Origin of the sequence: Parabacteroides caeci, assembly GCF_023656795.1 — a bacterium.
In the GTDB taxonomy this organism is placed as follows: domain Bacteria; phylum Bacteroidota; class Bacteroidia; order Bacteroidales; family Tannerellaceae; genus Parabacteroides; species Parabacteroides segnis.
In genome coordinates, this window is sequence record NZ_JAMOKT010000070.1 from 1 (window position 1) to 14,683 (window position 14,683).

The window sequence follows — 14,683 nt, forward strand, 5'->3', positions numbered from 1 at the left end:
ATCATAGCTTTTCTCAATGGATTATATAAATAAATATGTTGTTCCCAAAACACACAACTAACTGTTCACAAGTTAAATACAATTATTATACAACATAAATTGAAAGCTAACATATGGTGTCAAATGTTATATATAACATTTGATGCCCGCCCCGAACTGCGTATGGAACTTTTGAGTGTCGCCACCCCACAGCAGGCGCTCCCGGAGGTTGGCGAGCAGGGCGATACGGTCAGCCACGTAAAACTCCACGTCCAATGTCAGCGCACCGCCATAGATGAAGGCGTCCCGGTCATGCAGTGTCGAGCCGTCATGCAGCACCTTTTCGCCCCAATTCACCGACTCATATCCGGCGAGAGCCGAAGCCCCCGCATAGACGAACATGATTTTACGGGCATCGGAAAGTATCTTGAAATAGTAGCCGCCCTCCGCCGTGAACTGCGCCACAGGTATGGCGGTGTCCTTGTACGGGTTGTTCTTCAACAGGTATTCGCCACCGAACACCCATTTGTTCCCCTTCTTCGTGTATGCGGAGAGAGCCGCCCCGAAACTGTACCCGCCATTGTTGCCGCCGGGCTTGAAGCCGTCCGCCAGATTCGTCCTTACCTCGATACCCTGCATCTTCGGCAGGCACCGCTGGGCGTGCGCCTGCCCCGTGAAAAGGGCAAGCGACGCGATGATGATTGCGATGTACTTTCTCATGGTCAGTGCTTTATTTCACAGAAAGTTCGTCAATTGTATTGGCACGCACCAAATCCTCGTTCTCAATCACGAACGACTGGTGGCGACCACCGTTCTTCTCGTTCAGCTCCACCACGAGGCACTTGCCGTCGGGAATGGTGAACTTCGCCATCGTGAACACCGTGCGTTCGCTTTTCTTTCCCGGCACACAGGTGGCGTAGTTCTGCGCACGGAGCGGCAGGATGATCTGCTCCTGCACGGCGGTACGCTTCGCCACCTTCTTGTCCACGATTTTCCATGTGATGTAGTCCACATCAAAAGGCACGTTGCTCCGGTTCTTGATTTCCGTATGGAAATAGAGAAGCCCGTTGTGCGTGTAGATGCCTTTCAACAGATATTGGATGCCGAAACGCTTGCAGCCGATATGTTTCACCTCGCGCTTGTCCTGCTTGTGGATGGACTTCATGATAAGGCGCACCAGCATGGGGCTTTCGCTGCCTAATTCTTTCAGGTAGATTTCCTGCGCGTTGTTCGGGCGGTTCACCGCCTCGCCGTCATGGATGAAGTCGCACATCTCCACGTTGAGCAACAGCGGTTCGGCGGCGTACTTCACGTTGAAGGTATAGAAACTCCCGTCCTCCGTGATGACGGACATGTTGGTCTCGTTCGGGAAGTCCCTTACGGTAGCCTTCACGCGGATGACGTTTTCCGCACCGTCCGCCTTGCCCGCTATCAGGTCGGGCGAGCCTAAATCCACATAGCGCACTTCCGAGGGGAAAATGATGTGGACGGTCTTGTCGTAGGTCACTTCCAGACCGTGGGGCGGTATCATGCGGTCGAATGTCAGTTTCTTCGTCAGACCGTGGTACAGGTCGCCGTCCGCCTCCTTCTGCGGATAGACCTCCTTTGTCAAGGTCGGCTGTCCGTCCGTCTGTTGTTCACTTCCGTTGCTTTGTCCAACGGTTACATTCTCCTGCGCGTTGGCAGTTGCGATGCCCATAGCGAGGGCAAGCATCATGATTGCTTTTCTCATTACTTTGGATTTTAGTGGTAAATTAAAAATTGGGTTGTTATCTTAATTTGTTTCCTGATAGAGCATGACCCTGTATCCCGATTTCAGATGCACTTTCACGGTACGCATCTTTTTGGCGATATACTGGCTCGTGCCTTGTATCAGTCCTTTGCCTAAGTCGGAGGCGAGCTGCGCCCCCGCGTTGGTGGAGATGTTGATGCTGCTGCCGAGCGAGCCGCCCATGTTGGCGGCGACTTCCCTGACCGCGTTCATCTCCATTGAGTTGGGGATGAATATTCCGGGCTGTCCGTCCGTGTCATAGACCTCCAGCTCCACCGGTATGATAGTGCCGTCATATTCCAGCGAGGTGATTCCGATGCCGAGCCGTTCTCCCTGAATCTTGGCAGCACCTACCACCACCGCATTTCGGGGGATGATTTTGTCCGCCACCGCCATCGGCTCCAGCAGGCGCAACTTGACCGTCTGCCCGTCCGTCACGCTCTGCGCCCCATAGACGCACGCCGATATGATGTTCCTGTCCGATACGGTCGTGACACCCACTGCCGTGTTGAAACTGCGGTTGCGCTCCTGCGAGAAGGAGGCGACAAACTCTGCATTGCTCATCGGCTGTCCGAGTGAGGACACCACCTGATGCGCCACCTGCCTCACGGGTTTTGCCGTGTTCTTTCCGGCTTTCCGCACGGGAGACGGCTCTGCCGCCTGCATGGTTTCTGGCTTGACGTTGTTATGACCGCCCATGTACTTTGCCGCCAGCTCATAGGACTTCTCCATGAGAGCCACTTGGTCATCCATAGAAGATGCCTTGCCTTTCCCGCTTTCAAGTTCCGACTCCAGCGAGGCGATACGCTCCAACAGTTCGTCCATCTCCGCATTGTCGTTCTTCGGCTGTTCGTAGAAATTGCCGAGCGTAGCATTGAGGTCACGGTAGGCGGCTGCGGAGGATTGGATAGTCTTCGGTGCGGACTTCTCCGGCTCTTCCTTTCCGCCGGGGTCGGCAAGGTCGAAGTCCCTGCCACCGTCCGTTTCCGCCACCTCGCGGTCGAACAGGTCGCCCAACTGCTGCATGGCGCGGCTGCGGTTCTCCTGCCGTTCCTCCATAGCACCCTGTTCGTAGGCTTTCGCCTTGTCGCCGATGATGAGCCGGTTCTCCTTGTCCGCATCGGGCATCTCGGTGTTGTAGCCGTTCACACCCGGCTGCTGCCCTTTGTCGGAAGAGGGCGCGAATATCCACCACATCGCCCCGATGAACGCCAGCACCATAGCGGGCAGCACTATCATCTTCTGCCGTTTCAGCCGTTGGACTTCGGTCAGCGGCTTGCGCTCATTCTTCGGCTTGTCATTGCCGGGAGCGGCTTTGTTCTCGTTTTTTGGTTCATTCTTCGTCTGTTCCATATAAATAAGGTATTACGTTATGATTGTTTTCAGGCTTTACGGACAGTTCCACCTGTCCGGCATGGTCTATCTCAATCCGGCTGCCGTCATTCCTGCCGATGTCATAGAGGGCTTTGCCGAAGGTGTAGAGGGCAAGCGCGGCAAAGGCGGCGAGCATCGCCAGCACGATGCGCCTGCGAGTCTTCGGGGGCAAGCCGTCCAAGTAGCCTTTGAGCCTTGCCGCCAGCATTTTCTTCTTGTCGTGGAGCTTCCAGTACGCGCCCCACAGCGATTTTCTGATACTTTTTCTTTTCATTGTCCTGTTAGCGTTTGATGGTTTGTAAATCCTTGTTCTCGATGATGGTGAACCCCTCGATGGTGAAGCCGTTGGGATTGTCGTCCGAACGGGACGAGTTGAGCAGGCGGCAGGTGGTCACGAGGCTGCGCTCGGTGACGTTGCTCTGCCGGATGATCTTCTGCGTGGCATAGGTCACGGCACGGTAGGGATAGCCGTTGAAGTCGCACACCACGCTGTCCACCTTCAGCACTTGGTTGATGTTCCCCGCGATGATGCGGTTGTAGTACCCCTTCTCCGCGAAGTCCGAGTAGTAGTTGTACACGCTTTTGTCCGCCAGCAGCAGGGCACGCTTCACGTTGTGTTCTATCGCACTCTTTTCGGGCGAGAGCGTGAAGAACAGCTCGTGGAAACGGCGCACATGTTCCCGTGCCTCCGCCGGACGGTTCTGCGAGAGGTCTTGCGAGAGTGCCAGCATTAGCGACTTGCCGTTATCCAATACATAAATCTTCTCCCTCTGTCTCTCCGCGAAGCGGTAGGAACTCCACACGCTCCATACCGTCACCACGGCGCACAGCGAGAGGAAGACGATACCGAACAGGCGTATCTGCCTGAACGATGACTCTATGTTTTTGAGTGACTTGAATTCCATTTTATTCTGTTCGGTTTATTATTAGTTATTATTCCTGTTGTGTCCGGAGCGGTTTCCGCTTGTCGGCGACAAGAGGCTGTCGAGTCGGCGACAAGGGAAACACGTCCCGTCATGTTCGTTTCAGCAGTTTGCCGAAGCGTCCCACGGTGTTGCCTGCCGTTGCACCCGCCACGCTGCCCGCAAACCCTCCGGCACGTCCGGCAGTCTGGTTCACGTTGCGCCCGTAGCTGCCCATGCCCCCGGCTTGGATGATCCAGCCCGCCACAGTCGGTATGGTGAAGTAGCCGATGATGCCGATGATCATGAACACTATATACACCCCGTCGCTCGAATCCAGCGAGAAGTTCGGGTCAGCCTGCATACGCTCGATGTCGCTTTGCAGCATCAGCACCTGTATCTTGGCGAGTATGGTGCTGAACATGTCCGACACGGGCAGCCACAGATAGACCTGTATGTAGCGGCATATCCACTGCGTGAGCGTGCTTTGGAAGCCGTCCCACACCGATATGGCGAAGGCTATCGGGCCGAGTATCGCCAGCACCACGAGGAAGAACGTGCGGATGGTGTCTATCACGAGGGCGGCGGCCTGGAACATCAGTTCCAGTATCTCGCGGAAGAAGTCGCGGATGTTCTTCTTCATGCTGTACATCCCGCGTTCGATATACATCCCCGCCATCGTCACCATGTCGCCGGGCGACCAGCCCAGTTCCTCCAGCTGTTTGTCAAACTCCTCGTTCGACACAAGGTAGGCGGTTTCGGGGTTGCGCATCATCGCCTCGTATTCCAGCTTGTCCTTCTGCTCCCGGTATTGGTTCATGTCCAGAGTTTCCGCCTCCAGCATCTTTGCCGTGCCTTGCACGACGGGCGAGAGGACGCTGTTTATCGTGCCCAGCACCACCGAGGGGAAGAACATGATGCACAGACCGATGGTGAAGGGGCGGAGCATGGGGAACACATCTATCGGCTCGGCTCTCGCCAGCGACTGCCACACCCGGTAGGCGATGTAGAACAATGCGCCCAGTCCGGCGATGCCTTTCGCCACGCCCGCCATGTCCTCGCACAGCGGCATCATCTGCTCGTAGAGCGAGCGGAGAATTTGATGAAGGTTGTCGAACTCCATAGGCTACCAGTATCTTTCATTCATACTCCCGTACAGCCCCATGATGCGGTCGAGGTCGTTTTTCTTCTTCGCACGCAGATAGCTCACGCTGATGTTCTTGTTGGTGTAGTAGCCCACGAGGTTGCGGTAACGCTTCATCTTGGAGTAGCAGCGTTCCACCACGTCCATGCGCTCCTTGTCCGTCATGGAGAGCGTGGTGATGTTCACCACGTTTTTCAACTCCGTCAGTACGTCATTGCTCTCTTCCAGCAGCTTCGTGTAGCCGAAGGCGATGGCTCCGAGTTCCTCCACCGTGAAGTTGTCGTCCCGCATCATCCTTTGGAAATTGGTCACGTAGATGTCCGTGATGTCGCCCACCATCAGGATGGTCTGCTGCACCTTGCGGGCGTCCTTGACGAGGTTGTTCACCGATTTGAGTGCGTCGTAATACTTCTTGCCCTGCTCGTAAATCTTCACGGTTTCCTGAAAGTTCTTCACCATGTTCGTGGCGGTGGTCGAAGTATGCACCACGTTCTTCGAGGTGTTCACGATGCTCTGCGCGATGTTGGACGGGTCTATCACCGCCCATTGTGCGTTTGCCTTGCCCGCGAGGAGCAGGCAGAGGCAGATGATAAGTGTTATTCTTGTTCTCATCTTCTTTGGATTTTAGTGGTAGATAGATTATAGTCAAATGAAATCATTGATATTGAAGTCCTCAATGTTTTCAGGGACATGTATAAAGGAATCCGGTTTCTTGTTTCCCTTCACTTCCGCCGTACCCGAAGCGGGTTTCACACGCATATAGTCACCGCCCGGCGAGAAAGTAAGGATGTCCGTCGCCTCGTTGTAGGACACATCGATGCGGAAGCCGGTGTTCATGAACAGATTACCGTTCTCCTCCTGCAAGAGGTAGGTTTCCGGTTTCAATTTGCGGCGGATGCCGCCCCGTTTGAATACCGTAACCTTGTAGGCTTCGCCCTCCTTGTAGATAAGCACGTCGGGCTTGCCCTCCACGCTTTCCCAATTCCCGCACAGCAGGTCGCGGCGATTGTCCGCTGTTTCACAGGATTGCAGCACCATGACCGCCAATCCGATTAAGCACTTGCTGACTTGCAGCATTTTCATTCTCGATATACTCATACGCATTTCCTTTTTTAGTTGATAAATCTGTTTTACAGGTTATTGATTACTTATTCCTTGTTCCTCCGCCTTTCGGCAAGCTGCCGGATGGCGGCTTCGATGTCGCCGCCCAATTGCTCTGCCAGACGGTACACCTCCACCTTCTCCGTTTCCTCAGTCGTGTAGGCGAGGTATTCCTCCGCACTAACCTCGGTGGCATAGACCGCCGACTGTGTGCCGCCAAGTCCGATCCATACTTCCTTATAGAGCCTTGAAGGGTTGTTCGCCATATTGATGGAGAGTATCTGCGACTTCTCTTTCTCCGTCAGCCCTAATAAGGATTGTATGGAATCAAATTTGTTCATGTACTTCCTTTGGTCGAGGAGTATCTTGCAGTCCGAGTTATTGATGATGCTCTCCTTGACGACGGGCGAGGAAATGATGTCGTCCACTTCCTGCGTCACCACAATAGCCTCACCGAAATACTTGCGCACGGTCTTGTACATATAGCGCAGATACTCCGCCATGTTCGCCGAGGAGAGGGCTTTCCACGCCTCCTCACAAATCAGCTGTTTCCGCACTCCTTTCAGCCTGCGCATCTTGCCTATGAAGGCTTCCATGATGATGATGGTCACTACCGGGAACAGTTCGCGGTTGTCCTTGATGGAATCGATCTCGAAGACTATGAACCGTTTGCCGAGCAGGTCGATGTTCTCCGCCGAGTTGAGCAGGAAGTCGTAGCGTCCGCCCCGGTAATACTGCCGCATGGTGGTGAGCATATTGTCGATGTTGAAGTCCGACTTCTCCACCTTGATGTCACGCTCCGCCAGTTCCCTGCGGTAGTCGTCACGCATGTACTCGTAGAAGGTGTTGAACGAGGGGATGATGCTCCTGTCCGCCCTGATGCGTTCGATGTAGGCGTTCACCGCGCTGCCCAATTCACCGCTCTCCGTCTTCGTCACCTTGTCGTCCTCCGACTTCCAGAGCGTCAGCAGCAGTGTCTTGATGCTGTCCTTCTTCTCCACGTCGAACACGTAGTCGTCGGTGTAGAACGGGTTGAACGAAATCGGTTTCTCCTCCGTGTAGGTGAAATACACGCCGTCCTCGCCGTGTGTCTTGCGCCGTATCATCTCGCACAGCCCCTGATAGGAATTTCCCGTGTCCACCAGCACGATATGGGTTCCTTGTTCCCAATACTGACGCACGAGGTGGTTCATGAAGAACGATTTGCCGCTTCCGCTTGGACCCAATACGAACTTGTTTCGGTTGGTGGTGATGCCCCGCTTCATCGGCAGGTCGCTGATGTCGAGGTGCAGCGGTTTCCCCGTGAGCCTGTCCACCATCTTGATGCCGAAGGGCGAGGGTGAGCTGCGGTAGTTGGTCTCCTCCGTGAAAAGGCACACCGCCTGTTCCGTGAACGTGTAGAACGATTCCTCCGCCGGGAAGTCCGCAGCATTGCCGGGCATGGCTGCCCAGTAGAGCGTCGGGCAGTCGGTGGTATTATGGCGGGGTACGCACCCCATGCTTGCAAGCTGGCTTCCTACATCGTTCCTGATATGCTTCAGTTCCTCCGCGTCGTCGCTCCACGCCATGACGTTGAAGTGCGCCCGTACAGAGGTCAGACCGTAGGAATGGGCTTCGTTCAGGTACTGGTCTATCCACTCGCGGTTGATGCTGTTGCTCCTCGAATAGCGGGAGAGCGACTGCATATTGCGGGCGGACTTCTCGAATTTCTGCAGGTTCTCCTCGCTGTTGTCGATAATCACATACTGGTTGTAGATGTGGTTGCAGGATAGCAGCAGCCCCACGGGGGAAGCGAAGGAGAGGCGGCAGTCCGAGCGGTCGGTGGACAGCCGCTCGTAACGGGTGTCTGTCGCCACCGCGCCGGGCAGGTCTTCCGCGTCGGAAAGGGTGTGCAGGCACAGGCGGTTGTCGCCGATGCGCATTTCCCTTGCCGAAAGCTCGATGTCCTGCAACGTGGCGTTATCTTCGGGCAGTAGCGAGAAGTACCGCTCCAGCAGTCCGGCTTTGCCGTCCGTCCCCACAATCTCATCGGTGGAGAGGCGGCGCAGCCTGACAAAACCGCTGTCGTTCATGATGCGCCCGAACTGCTCCGTTGCCTCCAGAAACTTCGCGGCGGTTTCCCCGTCCAGTTCCTTCGGGATGATATGCCCCCGGCACAGCGTGCTGAAGTTGCTCTGCATCCGGTTACGTTCTTTTGTCGTCTTGGTCAGGTAGAGGTAGCACGTGTGCTTCAGGTACGGACGCTCGTTGAAGTGACGCTCGAAGCTCCGCGAGAGGAAGCTCATCCCGTCCTTATCCAGTTCCGGCTTATACCGTTCCTTGATGAACCAGTCCTGCTTGTGGACGACGGAGAAGTCCGGCAGCACCTTGACAGCCTTGCACCAGCAGCCGTGTATCGCCTCGTACTCCGCACCCGTCACGGTGTAAAGCTCCGGCAGTTCCACCTCGAAAGCTACCGTGATGTCGGCATCCTTGGAGATGATGCAGCCGTGTTCCACCGCCAGCAGCGGGAACTTGTTTTCCAGTGTCGTCATTTTCGATGTATTTCTCATTTTGTTTCTTCCTTTCGTTTCCGTATGAATAATCGGGTGATCCGCCGCCGGTTGATAAGGTATCGGGGATGGCTCCGTGCAGCTCCCAGCTTCATCAGCCCGTGTTCGCCGTACCGGGCGTTCAGCGCGAAGGTCTGCCATACGAGGACGGAGGACGATACCGCACCGAAGCCGATACATATCCACTGGCCGATGCCGACCATGTAGAGGATGACGAACAGGACGAAGAGAGCGAGCAGACCTCCGCAGAAGATGAAGAGGTACTGGGCTTTCAGTCCCTTGAACTCGACCGGACGGCCGATACCCTTGTTTATCGGGTATTCAGCCATACATTATCATATTAAAGGAAGAACGAGCGCAGGATGGTGGCGGCTACAATCAGGAAGATGCAGGCTCCGAACCATGAGGCGGCAGTCTTGCTCGTGTCGGGGTCTCCCGAAGAGAATTTCCCGTACACTTTCACGCCTCCGATAAGCCCGACTACCGCGCCGATGGCGTAAATGAGCTTAGTGCCCGGATCAAAATAGCTGGTGACCATAGAGGTGGCTTCCGTGATGCCTGCCAGACCGTTGCCCTGTGCGAAAACGGAGACGGTGGCGGCGATGGCAAGTGTCGCTGAAAGGATTGATTTCTTGCTTGTCAAAGCGTTCTTGATGTTCTTGTTCATAAAATGTTCTTGTTTTGTGCCGTCGAAAGAGTGGATGGTCCTTTGTCGGGCGGTTGATACTTGATTACTTTTCTTTGGTTCAGTGGTATGCCCGTTTGTTTCCACGGACTTGGGCTGTCCGTTGCGAACCGGATGCGCCTTGCGCTTCCTCGCCGCATGGGTGTCGTTTTACGTTTTCATTTCCATTTCTTTTTTTAGTTGTCGTTACACATAGTTGCGGATGTCGAACTCCTCGATGTTGTCAGGCACGACGAACTCCTTTTTAGGCTTCTTCAGCCGGATTTCGATAAGCCCCTTGATACGGACAGCTATCTCCGAGGAGCCTTCCATCATTTTGTCGTACAGCTCCGTGCCTTCCATGTCGGCGAAGACCTTTGCCGCCTTTTCACGCTCTGTACGGGTCGCCTCCGGGTTCTTGGCTGTCCTTACCGCATCGTCAATCTCGTCAAAACTGCTTCCCGATGCCCGAGGTGCGTCCGAAGCGTCGTCCTCCGGCTCGTCTTCCCCGTATTCCATCTCCTCCGGTGTCATGCTCGTGAAGGTTTCTTCGAGCTTGTCCTCCGGGACTTGTGTGGAATGGGTGGCGGCTTTCCTGTTTCCGTCGTCAAAAGTAGCCTCTTCCTCCGACAGCTCAATGCCTTTTTCCGAAATGGCAGCTTCCTGCACCGGTATGGCAGCGTTTGTCCGGGTTGATGCCATTTTGAAACGGCTCTTGCCCATGATGTCATTGTCACTCGCAGGAAGTTTGGTGTGTGCCGTTTGCCGCCCTTTTTCCGTTTCTTCCAACGACCTCCATACTTTCACAATGCCCTTGAAGAAACGGGCAATCTTTGTGTCCATAATGCGGTCATAGAGTAGCAGGAACAGGAACCAGAGGTTGCAGCCGACTGATACGGCCAGCAGAATCATCGTCATGCTCATAGTTCTACTTTGGGGACTGCGTTCAACATACGGTTCAGCTCGTCACGGTGGGTACGGAGGTATTCCCTTACCACGTTCTCGGTGAAATCGGCAATCGTGACTTCTCCATTACCAAGCAGGCGGACAATCATGGCTATCTTGTCATGAATATCCTTGCTGATGTACACCTGTTTCCCGTCCCTTGCCTTGAAGCCTGATTTTTTCAGGAAGGCGCGACAATCATTCTTTTTTCTTTTCATGTTTCTTTTTGATGGTTAAAATACCGGATTGTAATTCTTTGCGTAATGGCTTTTTATCGCCTCCTCGCATTGTTTGAAATGGTGCGCAAGCACATGGTCGATGTAGGCGGACAGAGACAGCCTGTCATGCCCGATCACGCGGGTGATGCGCATGATGCGTTCGTGGAACTCCGGGCGCACATACGCCATCTTCCCCTCACGCGCCTTTACTTCGGGTTCTCGGATGAACAGCCGTTCATACTCTTTCTCGCTGCATTTGCCATGGATTGAAATGGACGATGTAATCTCCACACTCGTCTGCACTTGGGCAAACATACCGTTACCGCCTTGTTGCGGCAATCTTCTCTTAGGGTTCTTTTCCTTTATCATATTCAAATCAAATCTTCACGTTGTTTTTTGTATAATTCGTTTATTCTCTCTTTGTGCTGCTCCAGATGCCGGCGCAACACGGTATCCACATAGCCGCCTACCGAGATGTCCCCTCCGGCGATATCGTTCACTATCTTGAGGATTTTACCGTGAACATCGCGGCTGATATAGACACACTGGCGGGTCTTTATCTCGTTGCGGCGCAGGAACAGCTCATTATAGTCCTCTTCCGGCCTTTTCCGGCGGATGCCGTCCCTCTGCGCTTTCTCCCGGGTCACGGGTGGCGCGGGTGGCGGCTCCGGTACGGCGGTGCTTTCTCCGGCCGGTGCTACGGGAACTTCCTGCGTGGGGCGCGATGTCCCGTCAAGGGTGCGCCGCCCGATGGAGGCAAGCAACAGCTCCTCGTCGATGCCTTCCGTGTTCACTTTCCTGCTGCCCATGCTCACTGCGGTCTGATGATGTCACTTATCTCCTCGGAAAACTCACGGATGCCGCTCCCCTTCAACAGGGAGGTGTCCATTGGGAAGATGGTCGAGCGGAACACGCTCTTGCGCTCTTCCGACAAGTCGCGGCGGAACTTCTTGCTGTCGGGCAGGCGGGTGGAAAGCACCGGGAAGCCCATTTCGGCAATCACCTCCTCGTAGATGCCGTACAGGTCGTTCCGCTCCCTGCCGTCCACCATCGTCCAGAACAGGTACAGTCCTTTTGTCTTCGCCTGTCCGGTCGTCATCAGCCTGTCGCGGAACATCGTGACGAATTTCAGGGTGCTCTCCACGACAAAACGGTCAGCGCTAAGGGGTGTGAAGATATAGTCCATCTGCGAGAGCGTCTTTATCACGCCGTTGCTCCGGAGTGTCCCCGGCATGTCGAAGAACACCACATCGGGTTTCACATCCTCGGCGGCAACCATTCTTTCAGCGTCATCGAGGGCGTTCACCGCATCGCTTTTGATGATGGTGTAGGCGTTCTTCCTGATTTTGCGGAAATGGTCGCACGCGAGAGCCTTGAAATAGGTGCTGCTGTCGATGAGTCCCGTTTCATGCTCACGCAGGCCGTGGATGCTGTGCTGCGGGTCGTCGCAGTCCACGACGGCGACATTGTAGCCTTTCACGTTGTGGAGGTAGCTGGCGGCAAGTGCCGTGACGGTGGATTTGCCGATGCCTCCTTTTTGTGTTGCGAATGCAACGAATATTTCCTTGTTCATGGTTCCATTTGTTTTAATTGTTGATGATTGAATTTTCTGTTTCCTTGCGGATTTGGCTGTCGCGCCATCCGCTTCCGTGATTACACGCGCCGGCGGGTCGTCACGTATCCGGTTCTGCGGTGGAGTAGTGCATCGGACAAATGATGGATGACGACATTGCGTCATGAAGTCATTGAATCCATACTTCACCAAATCATCGGACAACCGAATTGCCGATTGTTTGGAAATCCGTTTCGGCAAATGCTTGACGAAGCGGTTTTGCGGGTATTTTAATGTTCCGTTTCTCATATCTTCAAATCGTTCGTTTCTTGAATCACGCTGCAAATAAACAATGATATTTTTGAATCCGTATCACTTCTCCGGCAAGTGGCAGCATGTTGCGCCGGTTGGCACTATCTGGCACACTTACACCTCTGTCATACATGGTTTTATCGCCCTAACTTTGCACCCGAACGGCAGGGTACGCCGCAGGTGGCGCAGCCCGGAGTTTGAAAGGCATTCCTCCAATCCGTCCGAAGGCGGATTTTTATGTTCGCCTGAACATAGCAAGGTATGTTTTCAGCCGCTCAAAACATTTTGAGCAGCCATGAAAACGCCTTGCCCCCGGGGGGCGGGCTTCCCCTCCGAAGTCGGGAAGCCTTTCAAACCTGCGGTGGCTGTGCCCCTAAGCGGCGGCTTATGCCGTCAGACCGCTAAATCCAAATTATATGAGTGAGAAAAGAAAGAACAAGACCGGGAGAAATCCCAAACTCGATCCGGCGGTGCATCGCTACACCGTCCGTTTCAACGAGGAGGAACACAACCGTTTCCTCGCCATGTTCGAGAAGTCGGGCGTTTACGCCAAGTCGGTTTTCATCAAGGCGCACTTCTTCGGGCAGCCGTTCAAGGTGCTGAAAGTGGACAAGACGTTGGTGGATTACTACACCAAACTGTCCGATTTTCATGCGCAGTTCCGCGCGATAGGCACGAACTACAACCAAGTCGTGAAGGAGTTGCGCTGCCATTTCTCCGAGAAAAAGGCGATGGCGTTGCTCTACAAACTGGAGCAACAGACCGTGGAACTCGTGAAATTGAGCCGTGAGATTGTGGAACTTTCAAGGGAACTGAAAGAGCAGCGAGAGCAGAGCCAAACTGGTTTGGACTCTGCCGAGTCGCGTTTGAAGAAGAGTGAAACTCAAATGGAGGCGAAATGGTCGCAAAAATCAGTGTAGGGAACTCGTTGTACGGCGCACTCGCCTACAACGGGGAGAAGATTAACGAAGCGAAAGGCAGGCTGCTTACCACCAACCGCATCTTCAATGACGGCACGGGGACGGTGGACATCAACAAGGCGATGGAGGGCTTTCTCACCTTCCTGCCGCCGCAGATGAAAGTGGAAAAGCCGGTGGTGCATATCTCGCTGAATCCGCATCCCGAGGATGTGCTGACCGACACGGAATTGCAGGACATCGCCCGCGAGTATCTGGAAAAGATGGGGTTCGGCAACCAGCCTTACCTTGTTTTCAAGCACGAGGACATCGACCGCCACCACCTGCATATCGTGACGGTCAGGGTGGACGGGAACGGCAGGAGTATAGACATGCGCAATAACTTCTACCGGAGCAAGCAGATAACCCGCGAGCTGGAACGGAAGTACGGGCTTCACGATGCGGAGCGGAGGAAACCACGTCTTGACACGCCGCTGCACAAGGTGGACGCTTCGGCTGGCGATGTGAAGAGGCAGGTGGGGAACACGGTCAAGGCTCTCAACAAGCAGTACCGTTTCCAGACGATGGGCGAATACCGCGCCCTTCTTTCCTTGTATAATGTGACGGTGGAGGAAGTGCGGGGCAATGTGCGCGGGCGTGAGTATTATGGATTGGTGTACTCCGCTACGGACGATGCCGGCAATAAGGTAGGCAACCCGTTCAAATCCTCACTTTTCGGAAAGGCTGTCGGCTATGAAGCCGTAGAAAGGAAGTTTGTTCGCTCCAAGCAAGAGGTCAAGGATAAAAAGCTCGCCGACATGACGAAGCGCACCGTCCTTTCCGTACTTGCCGCAACGTATGACAAGGAAAAGTTCATCGCCATGCTCAAAGCCAAGGGCATCGACACCATATTGCGTTACACGGAGGAAGGGCGCATCTATGGGGCCACGTTCATCGACCACCGCACGGGATGCGTGTTGAACGGCTCTCGCATGGGCAAGGAACTTTCGGCCAATGCCTTGCAGGAACATTTCACGCTGCCTTACGCCGGACAGCCGCCGATTCCACTGTCCATTCCGCTGGAAACCGGGGAGGAACAGCACGGGCAGACCGCTCCGGATTATGAGAACACGGTTGGCGGTGTCGGCTTGCTTTCACCCGAGGGTCCGGCTGTGGATGCCGAGGAGGAAGCCTTTATCCGGGCGATGCAGCGCAAGAGAAAAAAGAAGAGACGCAAGGGCTTGGGAATGTAAACAAAGTATCAACGAACAAT

17 protein-coding genes and 1 pseudogene are annotated in these 14,683 nt (G+C 54.6%); 2 read left to right on the top strand and 16 right to left on the bottom strand.

Annotated features, from left to right (window positions below; all coding sequences use genetic code 11):
* Positions 1 to 126 precede the first annotated feature (126 nt).
* The 16 genes and pseudogenes from NBH15_RS24480 to NBH15_RS24555 form a co-directional block, all read right to left on the bottom strand.
* Positions 127 to 699 (bottom strand): conjugal transfer protein TraO, encoded by a 573-nt coding sequence (locus NBH15_RS24480; protein ID WP_250823785.1) that lies wholly within the window; start codon positions 697 to 699, stop codon positions 127 to 129.
* Between the two features lie 10 nt (positions 700 to 709).
* Positions 710 to 1,711: a conjugative transposon protein TraN gene (gene traN, locus NBH15_RS24485; protein WP_032941013.1), complete on the bottom strand. Its 1,002-nt coding sequence runs from the start codon at positions 1,709 to 1,711 to the stop codon at positions 710 to 712.
* A gap of 42 nt (positions 1,712 to 1,753) precedes the next feature.
* Positions 1,754 to 3,103, bottom strand: coding sequence for a conjugative transposon protein TraM (traM, locus tag NBH15_RS24490; RefSeq protein WP_117512753.1), 1,350 nt, complete (start codon positions 3,101 to 3,103; stop codon positions 1,754 to 1,756).
* The gene (locus tag NBH15_RS24495) at positions 3,084 to 3,398 is read right to left on the bottom strand and encodes a TraL conjugative transposon family protein (protein WP_008655899.1); all 315 of its coding nucleotides are present in this window, start codon (positions 3,396 to 3,398) and stop codon (positions 3,084 to 3,086) included. Before NBH15_RS24495 ends, traM begins: the two co-directional genes overlap by 20 nt.
* A 7-nt stretch (positions 3,399 to 3,405) precedes the next feature.
* Positions 3,406 to 4,029: a conjugative transposon protein TraK gene (gene traK / locus NBH15_RS24500; protein WP_008655898.1), complete on the bottom strand. Its 624-nt coding sequence runs from the start codon at positions 4,027 to 4,029 to the stop codon at positions 3,406 to 3,408.
* Between the two features lie 109 nt (positions 4,030 to 4,138).
* Positions 4,139 to 5,149 (bottom strand): conjugative transposon protein TraJ, encoded by a 1,011-nt coding sequence (gene traJ / locus NBH15_RS24505; protein WP_250823786.1) that lies wholly within the window; start codon positions 5,147 to 5,149, stop codon positions 4,139 to 4,141.
* A gap of 3 nt (positions 5,150 to 5,152) precedes the next feature.
* Positions 5,153 to 5,782, bottom strand: a complete 630-nt coding sequence (locus tag NBH15_RS24510; RefSeq protein WP_250823787.1) for a DUF4141 domain-containing protein — start codon at positions 5,780 to 5,782, stop codon at positions 5,153 to 5,155.
* A gap of 132 nt (positions 5,783 to 5,914) precedes the next feature.
* Positions 5,915 to 6,268 (bottom strand): annotated as a pseudogene (locus NBH15_RS24515) (DUF3876 domain-containing protein); the annotation flags it as partial.
* Between the two features lie 50 nt (positions 6,269 to 6,318).
* Entirely contained in the window at positions 6,319 to 8,823 is a 2,505-nt protein-coding gene (locus tag NBH15_RS24520) for a TraG family conjugative transposon ATPase (protein ID WP_250823789.1), read from the bottom strand.
* Positions 8,820 to 9,152: a DUF4133 domain-containing protein gene (locus NBH15_RS24525; RefSeq protein ID WP_075559428.1), complete on the bottom strand. Its 333-nt coding sequence runs from the start codon at positions 9,150 to 9,152 to the stop codon at positions 8,820 to 8,822. Before NBH15_RS24525 ends, NBH15_RS24520 begins: the two co-directional genes overlap by 4 nt.
* Before the next feature lie 11 nt (positions 9,153 to 9,163).
* Positions 9,164 to 9,490: a DUF4134 domain-containing protein gene (locus NBH15_RS24530; protein WP_008655888.1), complete on the bottom strand. Its 327-nt coding sequence runs from the start codon at positions 9,488 to 9,490 to the stop codon at positions 9,164 to 9,166.
* 204 nt (positions 9,491 to 9,694) lie between these two features.
* Positions 9,695 to 10,411: a hypothetical protein gene (locus tag NBH15_RS24535; RefSeq protein ID WP_008655886.1), complete on the bottom strand. Its 717-nt coding sequence runs from the start codon at positions 10,409 to 10,411 to the stop codon at positions 9,695 to 9,697.
* Positions 10,408 to 10,650 carry a DUF3408 domain-containing protein gene (locus tag NBH15_RS24540; protein WP_008655884.1) on the bottom strand — a complete coding sequence of 81 codons (243 nt, stop codon included), beginning with the start codon at positions 10,648 to 10,650 and terminating at the stop codon, positions 10,408 to 10,410. The genes NBH15_RS24535 and NBH15_RS24540 overlap by 4 nt, the downstream gene beginning before the upstream one ends.
* 15 nt (positions 10,651 to 10,665) lie before the next feature.
* Positions 10,666 to 11,019: a DUF3408 domain-containing protein gene (locus NBH15_RS24545; RefSeq protein WP_008655882.1), complete on the bottom strand. Its 354-nt coding sequence runs from the start codon at positions 11,017 to 11,019 to the stop codon at positions 10,666 to 10,668.
* Positions 11,020 to 11,021: 2 nt separating this feature from the next.
* Positions 11,022 to 11,459, bottom strand: coding sequence for a DUF3408 domain-containing protein (locus NBH15_RS24550; protein WP_008655879.1), 438 nt, complete (start codon positions 11,457 to 11,459; stop codon positions 11,022 to 11,024).
* A gap of 2 nt (positions 11,460 to 11,461) precedes the next feature.
* Positions 11,462 to 12,511: a ParA family protein gene (locus NBH15_RS24555; RefSeq protein WP_250823790.1), complete on the bottom strand. Its 1,050-nt coding sequence runs from the start codon at positions 12,509 to 12,511 to the stop codon at positions 11,462 to 11,464.
* A 419-nt stretch (positions 12,512 to 12,930) separates the two neighbouring features.
* Here NBH15_RS24555 and mobA point away from each other — a divergent pair, with 419 nt between their 5' ends.
* Both mobA and mobB read left to right on the top strand, forming a co-directional pair.
* Entirely contained in the window at positions 12,931 to 13,434 is a 504-nt protein-coding gene (gene mobA / locus NBH15_RS24560) for a conjugal transfer protein MobA (RefSeq protein ID WP_443146963.1), read from the top strand.
* Entirely contained in the window at positions 13,413 to 14,663 is a 1,251-nt protein-coding gene (mobB, locus tag NBH15_RS24565; RefSeq protein WP_106624779.1) for a conjugal transfer protein MobB, read from the top strand. The genes mobA and mobB overlap by 22 nt, the downstream gene beginning before the upstream one ends.
* Positions 14,664 to 14,683 lie beyond the last annotated feature (20 nt).